The organism is Pandoraea pneumonica, assembly GCF_902459645.1.
Lineage (GTDB): Bacteria > Pseudomonadota > Gammaproteobacteria > Burkholderiales > Burkholderiaceae > Pandoraea > Pandoraea pneumonica.
The window spans coordinates 1177124-1192852 of sequence record NZ_CABPSK010000002.1; the positions used below are offsets into that span (position 1 = coordinate 1177124).

The 15729-nt window shown below is 62.6% G+C and carries 15 protein-coding genes; 2 read left to right on the forward strand and 13 right to left on the reverse strand.

The annotated features are described in order from the left end of the window. Positions 1–20: 20 nt before the first annotated feature. The 4 genes from PPN31114_RS14440 to tauA all read right to left on the reverse strand — a co-directional run bounded on the left by PPN31114_RS14440 (position 21) and on the right by tauA (position 4576). Entirely contained in the window at positions 21–1424 is a 1404-nt protein-coding gene (locus PPN31114_RS14440; RefSeq protein ID WP_150680144.1) for an amino acid permease, read from the reverse strand. 244 nt (positions 1425–1668) lie between these two features. Continuing rightward, positions 1669–2484 (reverse strand): ABC transporter permease subunit, encoded by an 816-nt coding sequence (locus tag PPN31114_RS14445; RefSeq protein ID WP_150680435.1) that lies wholly within the window; start codon positions 2482–2484, stop codon positions 1669–1671. Between the two features lie 138 nt (positions 2485–2622). Beyond that, positions 2623–3444, reverse strand: coding sequence for a taurine ABC transporter ATP-binding protein (locus tag PPN31114_RS14450; RefSeq protein ID WP_150680145.1), 822 nt, complete (start codon positions 3442–3444; stop codon positions 2623–2625). A 73-nt stretch (positions 3445–3517) separates the two neighbouring features. Next, positions 3518–4576, reverse strand: a complete 1059-nt coding sequence (gene tauA, locus PPN31114_RS14455; RefSeq protein WP_150680146.1) for a taurine ABC transporter substrate-binding protein — start codon at positions 4574–4576, stop codon at positions 3518–3520. Between the two features lie 299 nt (positions 4577–4875). Here tauA and pdxR point away from each other — a divergent pair, with 299 nt between their 5' ends. Continuing rightward, a complete protein-coding gene (pdxR, locus tag PPN31114_RS14460) occupies positions 4876–6450 on the forward strand; it encodes a MocR-like pyridoxine biosynthesis transcription factor PdxR (protein ID WP_150680147.1) in 1575 nt (524 codons plus the stop codon). 48 nt (positions 6451–6498) lie between these two features. Here pdxR and PPN31114_RS14465 read toward each other — a convergent pair whose 3' ends face one another. The 8 genes from PPN31114_RS14465 to PPN31114_RS14500 all read right to left on the reverse strand — a co-directional run bounded on the left by PPN31114_RS14465 (position 6499) and on the right by PPN31114_RS14500 (position 13419). Next, positions 6499–6984 (reverse strand): hypothetical protein, encoded by a 486-nt coding sequence (locus PPN31114_RS14465; RefSeq protein ID WP_150680148.1) that lies wholly within the window; start codon positions 6982–6984, stop codon positions 6499–6501. 123 nt (positions 6985–7107) lie between these two features. After that, positions 7108–7737, reverse strand: coding sequence for a glutathione S-transferase family protein (locus PPN31114_RS14470; RefSeq protein WP_150680149.1), 630 nt, complete (start codon positions 7735–7737; stop codon positions 7108–7110). 37 nt (positions 7738–7774) lie between these two features. Continuing rightward, a complete protein-coding gene (locus PPN31114_RS14475) occupies positions 7775–8287 on the reverse strand; it encodes a cupin domain-containing protein (protein ID WP_150680150.1) in 513 nt (170 codons plus the stop codon). 107 nt (positions 8288–8394) lie between these two features. Beyond that, complete coding sequence (locus PPN31114_RS14480) at positions 8395–10266, reverse strand: DUF3857 domain-containing protein (RefSeq protein WP_150680151.1); 1872 nt, start codon at positions 10264–10266, stop codon at positions 8395–8397. 88 nt (positions 10267–10354) lie between these two features. Beyond that, a complete protein-coding gene (gene ndhC, locus PPN31114_RS14485; RefSeq protein WP_212677131.1) occupies positions 10355–10714 on the reverse strand; it encodes an NADH-quinone oxidoreductase subunit A in 360 nt (119 codons plus the stop codon). A 130-nt stretch (positions 10715–10844) separates the two neighbouring features. After that, the gene (locus PPN31114_RS14490; protein WP_150680152.1) at positions 10845–11159 is read right to left on the reverse strand and encodes a DMT family transporter; all 315 of its coding nucleotides are present in this window, start codon (positions 11157–11159) and stop codon (positions 10845–10847) included. A 110-nt stretch (positions 11160–11269) separates the two neighbouring features. After that, entirely contained in the window at positions 11270–12496 is a 1227-nt protein-coding gene (locus tag PPN31114_RS14495; RefSeq protein ID WP_150680153.1) for a glycosyltransferase, read from the reverse strand. Continuing rightward, positions 12493–13419, reverse strand: a complete 927-nt coding sequence (locus tag PPN31114_RS14500; protein ID WP_150680154.1) for a LysR family transcriptional regulator — start codon at positions 13417–13419, stop codon at positions 12493–12495. The genes PPN31114_RS14495 and PPN31114_RS14500 overlap by 4 nt, the downstream gene beginning before the upstream one ends. Before the next feature lie 94 nt (positions 13420–13513). Between PPN31114_RS14500 and PPN31114_RS14505 the strand changes: the two genes are divergently transcribed. Further along, entirely contained in the window at positions 13514–14818 is a 1305-nt protein-coding gene (locus PPN31114_RS14505; RefSeq protein ID WP_150680155.1) for an MFS transporter, read from the forward strand. On the opposite strand, the gene PPN31114_RS14510 is transcribed toward PPN31114_RS14505, so the two are convergent. Next, positions 14774–15703, reverse strand: coding sequence for a helix-turn-helix domain-containing protein (locus PPN31114_RS14510; protein ID WP_150680156.1), 930 nt, complete (start codon positions 15701–15703; stop codon positions 14774–14776). The two genes, PPN31114_RS14505 and PPN31114_RS14510, sit on opposite strands and share 45 nt — an antisense overlap. Positions 15704–15729: the final 26 nt, after the last annotated feature.

The window sequence follows — 15729 nt, forward strand, 5'->3', positions numbered from 1 at the left end:
TTGACATCAACCGCGCCGCATCACATCTCGTAACCCGGGTCCGGCGAACGCAGCTTGCGCCAGATCGAACGTACCGTGAACGCGACCAGCAGCACGGTCAGGCTGACGATGCCTAGCGCGAGCGGCGTGCGTTGATCGGGAATGAACGCCATCGCGCCGACGATCGAGAGCATGCCGAAGATGGCGACCCACGTGAGATACGGAAAGCACCACATGCGCACTTTGAGCTTGCCCGGGGCTTCACGCTCCAGGCGTTTGCGCAAACGCAACTGCGAGAACGCGATCAGCACGTAGACGAAGATCGCCACGGTGCCATACGAGTTCACGAGAAACGCGAAGACCGTATCGGGCGACACATACGACATCACCACGGCCGCATAACCGAACAACGTGCCGACGAGAATCGCACGCACCGGCACGCCGCGCGAGTTGAGTTTGGCCAGCGAGCGGGGCGCGTCGCCACGGCGCGTGAGTGCAAACAGCATGCGCGACGATGCGTACAAGCCCGAGTTCAGCGCCGAAAGCACGGCCGTGAGTACCACGGCATTCATGATGTGCGCCGCGGCCGGAATGCGCATCGCTTCGAGCGCGCTCACGTACGGCGTGGCCATGCCTGCCGAGTTCCAAGGCACCAGCATCACCACCAGCAGGATCGAGCCGATGTAGAAGAACAGCACGCGGCCGATCACCGAGTTGGTGGCGCGTGCAACGGCTTGTTGCGGTTCTGCGGCTTCGGCAGCGGCAATCGTGACAATTTCAGCGCCGAAGTAGAAGCCTGTCGCCGCGACGGCCCCGGCCATCACCGGCCCGATGCCGTTCGGCATGAAGCCGCCGTGCGAGAGCAGATGGCCTGTGCTCGCGACCGCGCCCGGCCACATGCCGAACACGAACAGGCCGCCGAGGAACAGGAATACTACGATCGCTGCGACCTTGATCGACGCGAACCAGAATTCGAATTCACCGTACGACGCGACGGACACGAGATTGGTTAGCGTCAGCACGACGAGCAGCACGAGGCTGATGGCCCATGCAGGAATATCCGGCAGCCAGAACTGGATCAGGTTCGCCCCTGCCACCGCTTCGACGGCGACCACGATCACCCAGAAGTACCAATACATCCAGCCGGTCAGAAAACCGGCGAGTTCGCCGCCCACCGGCTTGTCGCTAAATGCCATGCGGGCGTACTCGTAGAACGAACCCACGGCAGGCAGCGCGCACGCCATTTCGCCCAGCATGCGCATGACCAGCACGACGAGCGCACCGGTAATCAGAAACGAGAGCACAGCGGCCGGACCGGCCGCATGCACGACTACACCACTGCCGACAAAGAGCCCGGCACCGATCACGCCACCGAGCGCAATCATGCTCATGTGGCGCTGCTTCAGGCTCGAATGCAGCTTTGCACCGTTGTCATGACCGGCCATGGTGACCTCCCATGGGGTGTACGACGAAACCGCCATCGATGATGAGAAGACGAACGTCGCTGAGGGAAGACGGGGAGAGTTCGGGGGAATGGAAACTACGGGGGGACGCAGCAAAATGCCGCTCGCGGGCAAGCTGCCCGCGTTGCAATGTCTCGACTGCCACACAACCTCCTGAATACATTGTTGGGCGTCAGGTGCGGCTGGGGGAGCCGCCCTGCGCCTTCTTTAATGACCGACTGACCGCTTACACCTTGCCTTTCCAGGGCACGAGCACACGCTCGAGATAACGCATGATCAGATCGAAGCCGAAGGCGAAGAAACCGATCACGATGATCCCCATGATCACGATGTCCGACGCGAGAAACTCCGCCGCGTTAAGCACCATGAAACCGAGGCCGCTGGATGCCGCCACCATTTCGGCGGCCACCAGCGTGGTCCAGCCCACGCCGATGCCGATGCGCATGCCGGTAAAGATTTCCGGCAACGCAGACTTCACAATCACGTGCATCACGATCTGACGCGGGGTTGCGCCCATCGAATACGCCGCGTGAATCTGTTCCATCGATACCGAGCGCACGCCAGCACGCGCCGCAATGGCGAGCGGGGCGAAGATGGCCAGATAAATGAGGAACACTTTGGAAAACTCGCCGATGCCGAACCAGATGATCACGAGCGGCAGGTATGCCAGCGGCGGCAACGGACGGTAGAACTCGATAGGCGGATCGAACACGCCGCGCCCGATGCGCGACACCCCCATCAAAATGCCCACCGGAATGGCAGTGACACACGCCAATGCGAATGCGCCGAAGACGCGATAGAGGCTTGCGAGCGTGTGCTGCCAGAGCGTAGAGCCAGCGAAACCTTCGGTCGAAACCTGAATGAATTTCTCGACGATGGCGCGCGGTCCCGGCAGAAACAGCGGCTTGATCATGCCGGACGACGTAATGCCGATCCAGATCAGCAGCAACACAATCACCGTCACGACGCTGATGAGCAGGCTGGGGCCCTGACCGGGCGCGCCGAACGATTCGCCCGCCTTGACGGGACGCGGTGCAAACATGCGCGCAATCGGGCCGCGCTGGCGGCGTACACGCGGGCTGGGCGTGGCCGCAGCGGTGGTGGGTGCGGAGACCGGCGGATGCGCGGGGCTGGTAGCAACGGGTTTGGTCATCATGATGGCAACGGCTCCTGCGCGGAATCAGGCAGCGACCGTGTCGGCGGACGCAGAGGTCTGGCCGGCACGTTCGTCGCCATAAATGATGCTGAGTACGGTTTCGCGCATGGCGATGAAGTCCGGGCTCGACTTGATGGCGCGCGCGTCACGGCTTTCGAGATAGCGCTTATTGAAGTCGAGTTCGTAGGTATGCGTGATGCGCCCGGGGCGCGGCGACATGACGATCAGGCGGCTGGCGAGGAAGAGCGCTTCTTCCACGCTGTGCGTGATGAAGAAAATCATCTTGCCGGTCTCGCGCCACACGTCGAGCAGCAGTTCCTGAATCGTTTCGCGCGTGAGGGCATCGAGCGCGGCCATCGGCTCGTCCATGAGCAGCATCGACGGGTTGCAAGTCAGCGCCCGTGCAATCCCCACGCGCTGCTGCATGCCGCCCGAGAGCTGGTAAATCATGTGGTTGTGGAAGTCTTGCAAGCCCACGAGAGCGAGGTTGCGTGCGGCGCGCGCACGCCGCTCTTGCTTGGACACGCCTTGCAGTTTCAGGCCGAATTCGGTGTTCTCCATGACGCTGAGCCATGGCAGCAGCGCATGTTTCTGGAACACCACGCCACGGTCGGCACCGGGGCCTTCGATCGGCGCGTCGCCGAGCAGCAGTTCGCCCGAAGTCGGCGCGATAAAGCCTGCCATCAAGCTAAGCAGCGTGGTCTTGCCGCAGCCCGACGCGCCGAGCGCCACGACGAAGTCGCCGGGCGCGATGGTCAGATCGACGTGGGCGAGTGCCTGTACTTGCTCGCCAGCACGCCGGCCGGGATACACGACGCTGACGTCGTTGACGATGAGTTGTTCCATGAAGCCCTTCTCCTGTCGATCCATCGATCGGGGAGGGGCTGCCGCGCGCTGTGCGTGGCGGCCCCGGCACGGCTTACTTCAGCTTGAGTGCGGCGTCGACGTAGCGCGACGTGACGTACGGCGTGTAATCGGCCTTGACCTCGTTGATCTTCTGCTGGCTCTTGAGGAAGTCGGCCGTGTCCTTGAGGGCCTTGGCAGCGCGGCTGTCTTTGCCGCCGCCCAGCCATTCGGCCGACGCTTGCTGCTGCGCCGACGGGTAGGCATAGAGCGAGAGCGCACCGGGCACGTCTTCCGGTTTGCCGCCGATCGTCTTCACGATGGCTTTGACTTGCGGTGAGGTGGCCGTCCAAGCAGCCTGATGCTGGCGATAGGCGGCGTCGGCATCGGCGATCACCTTCACAAACTTCGCCATGAAGTCGGCGTTGGCCTCACCCCACTTGCGATCTACCGCAATGCCGTCGAACGTCGGCTTGCCTTGCTTCGACAACTCGCCGGACGTGATGAGTACATGGCCGGTCTGCTTGATCTGGGCGAGCGCCGGGTCCCACACGTAAGCCGCATCGATGTCGCCGCGCTCCCACGCCGCCACGATCTGATTCGGCTGCATGTTGAGCACCTGGACTTCCGTCGGCTTGATGCCCCATTGCTGCAAGGCAAACATCGTGTGGTAGTGGGTGGTCGAGACGAACGGCACGCCGATCTTCTTGCCCTTGAGGTCGGCCGGCGTCTTGATGTTCGACGCGTTGCGCACCACCATGGCCTCGGCCTGATTGATGTCGTCGAGGATCCAGAACAGTTGCAGATCCAGCCCCTGCGAAACTGCCGCAGCCATCGGGCTGGAGCCCAGCACGCCGATCTTGATGTCGCCCGAGGCGAGTGCGGTGGCGACCTTGGCCCCCGATTCGAATTGGCGCCAGTGAATCTTGTACCCCGTGGCCTTTTCGAATTCGCCGCTGGCCATTGCCACCAGCCACGGATCGACGATCTGCTGATACGCGATCGTCACCTCCTTGTCCTGCGCTTGCGCAGTGGCCGGTGCCGCCAGGCCGAGTGCCAATACCCCAGGCAACGCGGCTGCCGCCAACGCCGTGGCAGCGAACACCCGTCGCAGCCGGTTCGGAAGTCCTTTCATGGTTCACCTCTAATCGATAGGTTGTCGGTGGAACACTTTCGGGTTGACGCTGTAAGCGTTACGAATCGGCGTCAGGTGAGTGCATCATTGCCGCGCGTATTTTTGTTCGTTAGAGCCAGTTGGCCGCATTTGATGATGCCAACTGAACCAATTTCACCGAAATCCCCCGCAAAGCCGCATGAATGCTGGAATCGGGGTCAATGGAGCCAGACTGGGGATAAACCCGCATTCGGAATTAACGTCACCGTCCCATGAGTAATAATTGACGCTCTTGAAGTAACAAGAAGAGAGGGGACGCGATGTCGAGCCGGATTTCTGCGGCAATGTGGAACCAGTTGTTTTTGATGTCGGCGCGCGCGGGCATGGGTTTGCAGAGTCAGATTCGCCAGATGCTGGTGTCGGCGATTCTCGACGAGCGACTGATGCGAGGTGCTGCGGTGCCGTCGTCGCGCGAACTGGCCGAAGGGCTGGGCGTGGCGCGCAACACGGTGGTGTTGGCGTATCAGCAATTGGTCGACGAGGGGTATTTGATCGCGCGCGAACGGCGCGGTTACTTCGTCAATGGCGACATCCTCGCGCCTCGGGTGGGCACGCAAAGTGTCGAATCACGCGACGCGGCGCACGGGAGTGCGGGGGCGTCAGGCGATCTACCAGCGGGCGTGGACGCTGGCACCATCGCACCGCTCGCACCGCTGACGCCCGACTGGGAGGGGCGCTACGTGGTGCGGCCGTCGGGCCAGCGCAACATCGTCAAACCCATCGACTGGCAGCAGTACCAGTACCCGTTCATTTACGGGCAGTTCGATCCCACGATGTTCCCCACGGCCGACTGGCGCGAATGCTGCCAGAAGGCGCTCACGGTCATGGAGATTCGCGACTGGGCGCCCGACATGATTGCGCGCGACGACGAGACGCTGATTCAGCAGATTCGAACGCGTGTGCTGCCGCGCCGTGGCGTATGGGCCGATGCCGATGAGATCGTGCTGACCAATGGCGCACAGCAGGCGCTGTACCTGCTGGCGGATTTGCTTGTCGGCGCGCGCACGACCGTGGGCATCGAAGACCCCGGGTATCCCGACGCACGCAATATTTTCGCGATACGTACCCCGAAGCTGATTGGCTTGCCGGTCGACGAATTCGGCGTGCCGGTCGACGACAACCTGTCGCAATGCGACTACGTGTACGTGACGCCTTCGCATCAGTGTCCGACCACGACGACGATGCCGCTGGCGCATCGCGAGGCATTGCTGCGGCGTGCAGAAACCGAAGATTTCGTGTTGATCGAGGACGATTACGAGAGCGAGAACAGCTATTCGGACATTCCGATACCGGCGTTGAAGAGTCTGGATCGCAGCGATCGCGTGATTTACATCGGCAGCTTATCGAAGTCGTTCGCGCCGGGGCTGCGGCTTGGCTATATCGTGGCGCCCGCGACGCTTGTGGCGGAATTGCGTGCGCTGCGCCGGTTGATGATTCGTCACCCGTCGGCGTTTATTCAGCGCTCGTTCTCGTTGTTTCTCGCGCTGGGGCACCACGATGCGCTGTTGCGGCGTCTGGCCGATACCTACGCCAAACGGGCCGAGGTACTGACCGCTGCGCTTAGCACGCACATGCCGGAGGCGTCATTCGTGCGCGTGAAGGGCGGGGCATCGTGTTGGGTGCGCGGCCCGGAGGGACTCAACGCGAATTTGCTCGCGCTGCGGGCCAAGGCGCGCGGCATCCTGATCGAGCCGGGGGACGTGTTCTTCATGGGCGAGACGCCACCGCGCAACATGTTCCGGCTCGGCTTTTCGTCGATTCGTTCGGAACACATCGAGGCTGGCATCATCGCCCTCGCGCAGGTGATGCGCGAGACGATGGCCGAGGCGGCGTGACGACGCCGGGTGATTCGGCGTCGGCGTTGGCGTTTTAACGCCGGAGGATTACGCGCGGGTATTCACGCCGAACGTCTCGCCCTGATGCTTGAGCAGAATGTCGAGCGCTGTTTGCAAGCGCTTGGCATTCTCGGGTTCGTTGCGCGACTGGGCCGCAGCGATCCCTTGGCGGGCACGGTCAGTGAAGTCGATGCGCTGGGTGTCGGTCTCGGCAGGCACTTCGATGCCCGTGTCGACCGAAATCTTCATGGTCATGGCCATCAACGGCGCGCTGTCGTCGAGCGTCATCTTGCCGCTGCGAATCTGTGCGTTGGTCCAGTCGCGCAATTGCTGCCGGGTCATGTTCGTGAAGTCGATTTGCGCAGCGTCGGTGTTCTGCGCTGAGGTCGTGCTACCCGTTTGCGATGCCGTCTGCGTCTTTGCTGAGGCGGCCAGCGCGGCAGCGAACGACGCGCTGGCGCTTTCGTTGCGCTTGGCCGTTGCGGAGTACGTGTTGTTCGCGCCGAGGTAGCTCACACCACTATCAATTTTCATAGCCGTCCTTTCAGCAATCCTAATGATCCGATGCAGAACCGCATTCGTTCTGTCTGCTGAAACGAAATCTACAACAAGTGATGCGGATGTGCCAGCGTCACAAGGGCTCGCTTTCACACCCTTTCAAGGCGCGCCATTGCGGCCATAGAGACGAAAGCCTTCGCGCTGCGAGAGCCGTTCGTAGTACGCCGTCACGGCTGCCAGTGGCGGATGATCGATAGGCGTGCTGAACCAGCGATGGACCGACAAGCCGATAGGGATGTCCGCTAGCGTGAACGTGTCGCCGCACACGAACGCTTGCGTGGTTTGCAGTTGTTGATCGAGCACGGTCATCAACTCGCACCAGCGCTTGATGCTCGCGTCGCGCGTCGCCGGGTTGTCGTAGCCCGGTGCCTGCCGAACCAGCGACATAAAGGGGTAGCGCCACGCGGGGTTCAGATCGGCGGCTTGCCAGTCGATCCACTGATCGGCGCGGGCGCGCTCACGGGGGGCTGTGGGATAGAGCGCGTTGTCGCCGCGCGTCGCGGCAAGGTAGCGCAGGATGCTGTTCGATTCCCACATCACGAAGCCGCCGTCGTCGATGACCGGCACCATGCGGTTCGGGTTCATCGCGACGAACGCCGGGGTGTCGAGCGGCAACGTACTCGTGGCATCGCCCCATGGCTCGGGAACGAACGGCGTGTCGAGTTCGTGGCAAAGCCAATACACTTTTCGCACGTTGATGGACGACGCCCGGCCGAGTACGCGAAGCATGAGAACCCCTTGTGTTGGATAGCGGATGCGTTCGATTCTAGCGGCGTTCGACGCGTCCGAGCCGTTCGATCAGCGCCTGATGTGCAGGCCATTGCGCCGCGAGTGCGGCCGGGTCGGCCATCTCGAAGTCTTCGAATGCGAATCCGGGGGCGACCGTACACCCGACCAGCGAGTAGCTCGTGGACGGTGCCGGTTGTGCCGCGAACCAGTGTCCGGCGCGAACGACATATTGCAAGTGCTCGCCGTTCGCGATGTCGGCGCCGAGGCATGTCGTCGTCAACTTGCCAGCAGGGTCGATCTCGTGAATCCAGAGCGTGCCACCGAGATGGAAGTGCCAAATCTCGTCGCTGCGAATGCGGTGGAACGCGGAGAAATCGTCCGCTTCCAGTAAGTAGAGAATCGCCGTGGAGATACTGCGGGCGCCGGAGAATCCGTCCGGCAGCGCCTGCGCGACAATCGTGTCAGAGGCGCGATACGTTTCGCGATAGTGCCCGCCTTCTGGATGCGGCAATAACCCTAGAGACGTAACGAGTTCGGCGGCAGATGGCATGGGGGGCTCCTGACTTGGCATTGAGATCGTTGAGACGAGGGCGCCGCTTATCGTTCGCAGGTATGAACGGCAAGCGGCGCGCCCATTTCAGCAATGTAAATCAGATCCTAGTAGACGAGTTGCGCGTTGATGTCGCGCAGCACGGCCAGGCCCAGCTTTCTAAAGGCGGGATATTGCTCGGGTGCGATTGTCATGCCGGTGGGCGTGAGACGCAGCGTTCGCGTCACCGTGAGCACGCGGCCGTTGGCCTTGTAGCTCGACCGATAGCTGCCAAGCGGCGAATCGATACTTACGGGCTTCGGCAAATTCGCCAGCTTGACCTGCTTGGGCAGCGTGATGATGGTCGTTTCTGTCACCTGGCGGCCAGCAAGCGGCATCGCGAAATCGCGCGATTCCACGCTCATCGCGGTGAAGGTGGAGGCGATGTTGACGAACCCGGACAGCCCGCGTGGCACTTGCATCGCACCGGGGCCGGGAAGTTGCACGTAGCCGGGCTGTTCAAACGCAGTCTGATACGCGAAGGGTTTGGCGAAATCGCGCGGGTCGCCATGCGTGAAGTCGCCCTGACCGCTGCGACCGCCCGCGCTCAGCATCTGACTGGCCAGCGTGGACGTCGTGCCTGCGGGAACCGACGCGAAGATTTGGCGCGACACCCAGTCGAACATGCCGCTCGTCGCAATCTCTCCGGTGCCCTTCAGATTGCCGTCGTCGTCGAGCACCACGCGCGTGGTGATGTCGATGCGAGCGTTCTCGGGGGTATTGGCGGGCAAGGTCACCATCTTGGCGCGCCCAGTGCCGTCGTCGGCGACGAGTGCCAACTTGCCGGCCTCGGTGACGGGCAATGTGCCGAAGCGAGCGACGCTCGCGGTCGAATCCACGAAGAGATTGAATTCCGGCAGATAGGTGATCGCGTGATTGAAGACGCCCAGCGGCGCCGCTACCTTCGGCAGCCAGTATCCGGTGCCGGCGTTCACGAGCACCGGGCTGCTCTTGATGCCCTTGGCGGCGAGCAGGGATTCGAGCAGCGTGACGTGGTCTTTGCAGTCGCCGTATTTTGCGTCGAGGATGGCAGACGCCTCGTGCGGCACGACACCCCCAAAGGCCAGATAAACGCCGACATAGCGCACGTTCTTGGTGACCCATTCGTACAGGATCTGCGCTTGCTTGCGACGGTCGGTCACCCCTTGGGTGAGGCTATCGGCCAACGTCTGAATGGCCGGTGTCACTGCAGCCTTGGGAAGTGCGCGTTCGTTATAAGCAGCCGCGACAGACGCGAAGTCGGGGAACGTCGTGATCGCGACACGCGGGCTGTGATCCACCAGCGCGACCGAGCCGGGTTCCGGCGCGTGGGCTGGGGTGTTGGCGAGCGTCCACTGCCATTGCTGCGTGTCGGGATTGGTAGACGTTTGCAGGCCGCCTTGCATGTCGATCGCATCGACATTCAGTTTCAGCGTGGCAGGCGCGCGCACGACGAGGCGAACCGACTGATAAGGCTTGTCTACGCCGAAATACTCGATGGCGGAGAATTGGCCGGGGAAGAGCGCTTGACGCTGCGTATAGCGCGTTTTCAAGGTCAGCGTGGCGCCGATTTCGGTGGCCGGGAAGATGACAGTCTTGACCTTGCCGTCATCGAACATCGGTGCGCCGGCGCTTTCGCGGCTTTGTTGCACGATGATCTTGTCGGCAGCCACGTCGATACGCTTGCCGTCCTTCGTGGTGGTATAGGCGTCCTCGACAGCGAGATCTTGCAACGACGTGCTATACCGCATCGCGACTTGGCTATTCGCCTTGACCGCGCGGTCGGTCTCCAGACGGAAGTGTCGTGTCTCTTCGCGGGTGAAGGTGCCGTCGGCGTTGATGTCGTAGATGACCTCGTCGGCAAGCACGGTGACGTCCGGCTCGAAGGCGGCGGCGTGTGCAAGGGCGCACGTGCCGATCGTCCCCAATATTGCAACTACCCCGTAAATGAATTGGCGCATGTTCTTTGTGTGTGGAAATGGGATGCCGCCGTGACGCTACCCGATTCACATGAACAAGCGATGACTCGGCGTCGGACCGAGTCAGATCCTATTCCCACTCAAGCGCCTTCTTGCCCCATTCGTACGCAAAACCCAACGCGAGAATAAAGAGGAAGAACATCATCGCGATGAAGCCCGGCCAGCCCACTTCCCGCATGGAGACGGCCCACGGAATCGTGAAGGCCAACTCGATATCGAAGACGATGAAGAAGATCGCCACGCGATAAAAGCGAACATCGAATTGTTTGCGCGCATCGCCAAACGCATTGAAGCCGCATTCGTATGCCGAGTTCTTTTCGGCGTCCGGCCGGTGCGGACGGATGGGCTTCGCGACAAACAACAGCGCCGTGCCCATCAGCAAGGCCACTAGCAGAAACAGCAGGGCAGGGAAGTACTCGGAGAGGTCCACCGGGCCTCCTAAAAGGAAGATTGCGGGAAGGGGATGTGGCGCACTTTCGGTGTCATTCGAATGACACCCGTGCCACCGACACGCGCGTTGGCGCGAGGGTTCCGCCAACGCCGTGTTTTTGGGAAAAATCCTAAGAGGCGAGCTTCATCAGCACGAGCCCGCTCACGATGAGCACGGCGGCGAGAAGTCGTAAGGCACTGGCGGATTCACCGAGCACGAGAACGCCGACGGTAAATGCGCCGATGGCACCGATGCCGGTCCAGATGGTGTATGCCGTGCCGAGGGGAAGCGTCTTCATGGAGACCGACAGCAAACCGAAGCTGGCGGCCATGGTGACGAGGGTGATGACGGAGGGGACCCACTTCGTGAAGCCCGCAGACTGCTTCATCGTAAAGGCCCAGACGATCTCGAGCAGGCCCGCAAACAGCAAATATATCCAAGCCATACGGCTCTCCTATTTGGGTAGAGCCGGGCCGTCCCGGATTGTGTTGCCAGCAGGCTGAGGTCGTCCTCAGCCCTGAACTATAGCAAAGTTGGTCACTAAAGTGCGTGCACTTAGAGCATGCGTTCTATGGCGTCGACCGCGTTGCGCAGGCCATTTTCCGCGCACATTTGCGCGCCGAGTGCCTGCGCACGCGTGCGTGTGGTGGCACGTTCGGCGAATTCGATACTTCGGGCCAGTGAGGTGGCGCGCAACGCACGGCCGTTCAATGCGTCGACTGCGACACCCGCGCGGCGCAGTCTGTCGGCCCAGAAAAACTGATCGCCGGTAAATGGCACGGCAACGGATGGCACGCCCGCACGCGTGGCCGAATGCGACGTTCCCGAGCCGCCGTGGTGAACGACGAGCGAAGTCTGCGGAAACAACCAGTCGTGTGGCGTGTCGCCAATCACATGGAAATTGGATGGCAGTGCTGAACTGTTCGCACCGCTCCAACCCGGGTAGAACAGCGCACGGCGGCCTGCCACGGCCGTGACGATTTCGGCAAGCGACTTGTCCGCATCGAACCCCGTCATGCTGCCGAAGCCGATGTACATCGGCGCTTCACCTGCGGCGAGAAATTCGGTGAGTGCTGGTGGCGCGACCCAGTCGACCGACGGCGACACCCATTGCCCGCAGATTTGTGCGTTTTCGGGCCAATCGTCTGGCCGGGGGACCAGACTCGGGGAGATGCCGTACAGCATCGGGTGTTGCGTCCAGAGCTCGCGTCGCGGCGGAAGTCCACAAATGGCAGCGCGCGCGGCGTTGGTTTTTTCGCGGAAGGCGCGCCACAGCATCTGGTTCACGAACTGCTGACTCGCGCGGTTGAGGAACCCCGGCACCCATTTGGGCGGTAAGAAGGGCGACGCGAATGCGCTTGTGGGGGAGATGGGGATCAGGCCTGTGCCGATTGCTTTGATGCCGAGATGTTCCGCCGCAGAAAGCCCGACAAAGGCAGCAAGGCCCGACACGATGATGGCATCGCAGCCTTCGCCTGCACGGACGATGGCGTTGAGCCAAGCCTGTGCGTGCGTGTTGGCGATGCGGGCGAGCGCGCCCGCGATGTTCGATACGCCGCGCTTGCCTGCGACAACGTTCGAGATCGCAAGCTCAGGTTGCAGCGTGCCCTTGATATCGCCCGCCAGTGCAATGGTGGGAACGCCAAGACCGTGAGCGGCACCGAGCGTGGCGCGATCGGCCAGCAAACATGCTTCGTGACCGGCATCCATCAAGGCCCGGCACAGCATCGCCAGCGGTCGGGTGTCGCCTTCCGTGCCATACGTTGCGACGGCGAATTTCATGAGGTTCTGTCTCCGGGGCGGGCGGCAGCATCTTTCTTGAGTTCGTCGGTCAATGCGTCCTGAATCAGCGCCACCGGGCGAACAAGTCGTGAGGGCAGCGCGCCGTGGACGAGCCAGACGTTGAGGCCGCTGCGGAACTCTGGCACGTCGACGATTTGCAGTGCCTCATGATGGGGGCTGCGGGCCAGCACTTCGGGTGCTGCGAGCCCGACGCCCAAACCCCGCGCAACGAGCGACAGTTGCAACTCGGAGCCGAACGCTTCGACGGCCACATGGAACGGCAACCCTGCTGTCACCATCGCGCGGCTTAGCGCCGAGCGCATGCCGCAGCCGTCCTGATTGAGCACCCACGGATGCTCGGACAATTCGGCGAGCGTGGCGGACTTATCGGCAAGACCTAACGCGCGCGGCGCCACCACCACCGTGGGCTTGTGCGCGAGCAGCGTCGATGTCAGGCCTTCGGGTATCACGGCAGCGTCGGGCAGCAGCACGATGGCGGCGTCCACCTTGCCGCGCTCGACGTTCTGCAACAGGCCCGGCGACCAGCCTGCCGTCACGCGAAGCGTCAGCTTGGGAAAGGCGGCACGCAAGCGGTCGATCGGCTGCTCAAGCGCCAGTTCCGACAGAAACGGCGGCACGCCGATGTTGAATTCACCGGTGGGTTCGTTATCGGGGGAGGCCACAGCCATCAAGTCGTCGACGGCACGCAGCACCGTACGCGCGAGGGCGTAGACCTCGTTGCCGGCGGCGGTCGGCTTGAGCGGTTTGCTCTGGCGGTCGAGCAGTTCGACGCCCAGCATTTTTTCCAGATTCTGTACGCGACGCGTCAAACCCGGTTGCGTCAGGAAAAGCTTCTCCGACGCCCGCACCATCGATTCGCTCTCGACCACTGCCACGAAAGCCTGCAAGTCATGTGTGTTCAAAACAAACTCGCATAATCAATATGAACATAATTCAATTGTGGCATAACGTTGGCGTTTCTACAATCAGCCGGACCGACTCAATGGATCCGGAAAAATGACGCAGCCACCTACCGTTTGTACGCGCAACTTCGCCACGCCCTCGCCACTACCGTCAACTGTGTCGCCACCGCCTTCGGCCGCGCCTGAGGGGGCAGGCCTTAGCCGACAAATGACGCTTTTCTTCGCGGCGGCCGTCGGCATCATCATTTTGAATTTGTCCGCTGCGCAGCCACTGACCGGCCCCGTGAGCCACGCGCTGAATTTGCCGGTCGGGCTGTCGGGCCTGATCGCGATGCTGCCGCAACTGGGGTATGCGGCGGGCTTGCTGCTGCTCGTGCCGTTATGCGATTTGCTTGAGAATCGCCGCCTCATCGTGGTGACGCTGACGTGCTGTGCGGCATTTTTGGCGGTGTCTGCGCTCTCGCATTCGGGATGGGTGTTTCTGGCCTCGGTATTTCTCGCGGGTGCTACGTCGAGCGTGATTCAGATGCTCGTCCCGATGGCGGCATCGATGGCACCGGAGCAACGGCGCGGCCAAGCGATTGGCAACGTGATGAGCGGGTTGATGCTTGGGATTCTGCTCTCGCGTCCGCTTGCGAGTTTGATTACGGGCACGTTTGGATGGCGGGTGTTCTTCGGCATCGAGGCGGTCGCCGACGCCTTGCTCGCGGTGGTGCTGTATCTCCGGTTGCCGAATCACGCGCCGCATGCTGGCGCGAGTTATCCGGCCTTGCTGCGCTCGCTGTGGACGCTGCTGCGCACGGAGCCCGTATTGCAACGTCGCTCTTTGCAGGCGGCGCTGGCACTCGGCGCGTTCAGCGCGTTCTGGACAGCCATTGCGTTGCGACTCGCGCAGCCGCCGTTCTCGCTCGGTATGCAGGGGATTGCCGTGTTCGCGCTAGCGGGCGCCTCGGGGGCCATTGTGACGCCGCTTGCCGGGTATCTCGGCGACCGTGGCGCGGGCCACGCGACGCAGATTGTTTCGCACATTGTGATGATTGTCGCCGTGCTGATGCTCGGCGCGGCGGGCGCGGGGTGGGGCGGTTTCTCGCCGGTGTCGCATCCCGTGCTGGCATTGGCGATGCTCGTCGCCGGGGCCGCAGCGCTCGACGCGGGCGTCATCACCGACCAGACGCTCGGACGCCGCGCGGTCAACCTGCTGAACCCTGCGGCGCGCGGCCGGTTGAACGCGCTCTTCGTCGGCATCTTCTTCGTGGGCGGCGCGATCGGTGCGGCGCTCTCGGGAGCCGCTTGGGCATGGGCCGGATGGAGCGGCGTGTGTGTGGTCGTGCTGGGGTTTGCCGTTGCGCTGTTGTTAGTCGGCTGGCTGGATCGCGCCTCGCAAGGGCGTCGTGTGTGAGGTGACGGCGCTCGCTGCGATATCGCGCGGCGTAGCGCCGAGCACGCGCTTCATCCACGTGGCCATATGGCTCTGATGCGAGAAGCCGGTGTCGAGCGCGATTTGGCTCACGCTCAACCGGCCCTCGATCAGCAGGGCCTTCGCCCGTTCCAGACGGCGCTGCACGACGTACCGGTGCACGGGCAAGCCCATCGTTTCGCGAAACAGCACTTTGAAATGGGGGACGCTCAGATCGACGAGGGCCGCGAGTTCTGTGAGCGAAAGGCGCTCGTCGAGATGGGCTTCGACGTAGTCGATGACGCGTGCGGCGGCGCGTGCCGACAGGGTGCGGCGCTTGCGATCGGACTGGGGTTCTGCATTGGCTGCCCCGCCGGTACTGGCCAGCCGTACGATCATCGCAGTGCAAAGGCTCTCGGCGTAGAGGGGATCGGAGGCGTCGTCGGCTTCGAGTTCTGCCTGCAAGGCCCACGCCATTTGCTGAAAGCGTGCGTCGCGCCATTGGAAGTGCGGGCGAATCAGCGCGTCTGACGACTTCAGGCCGAGTTGATCGTAGGTGTTACGAACGAAGTCGGCAGCAAACCAGATGCTGAGGATGGTGCAATCGGCGTCGTCGGACCAAACGCCCGCCATGCCCGCAGGAACGACGTCGGCGTCGCCGTGGGACTGAATGCGTGCCTTCGGCGCTCCTTCGCATCGACAGACCGCGTTGACAGGCTTGCCCACGTGGACCCCGACCCGATGATGCGAGAACGCCGGAATGCGATGTTCACCGGCGGCGACGCGGAACAACTCGGCACCGAAGCCCGACCACCCGAGCGACGAGCTCGAAAGCAGGCTTTTGCGCTGCCCGGAGTGCGGAATCAACGTTGTGTGAGATGCCTTCATTGCCTGCCCCGTGCTTCTCGATGTGA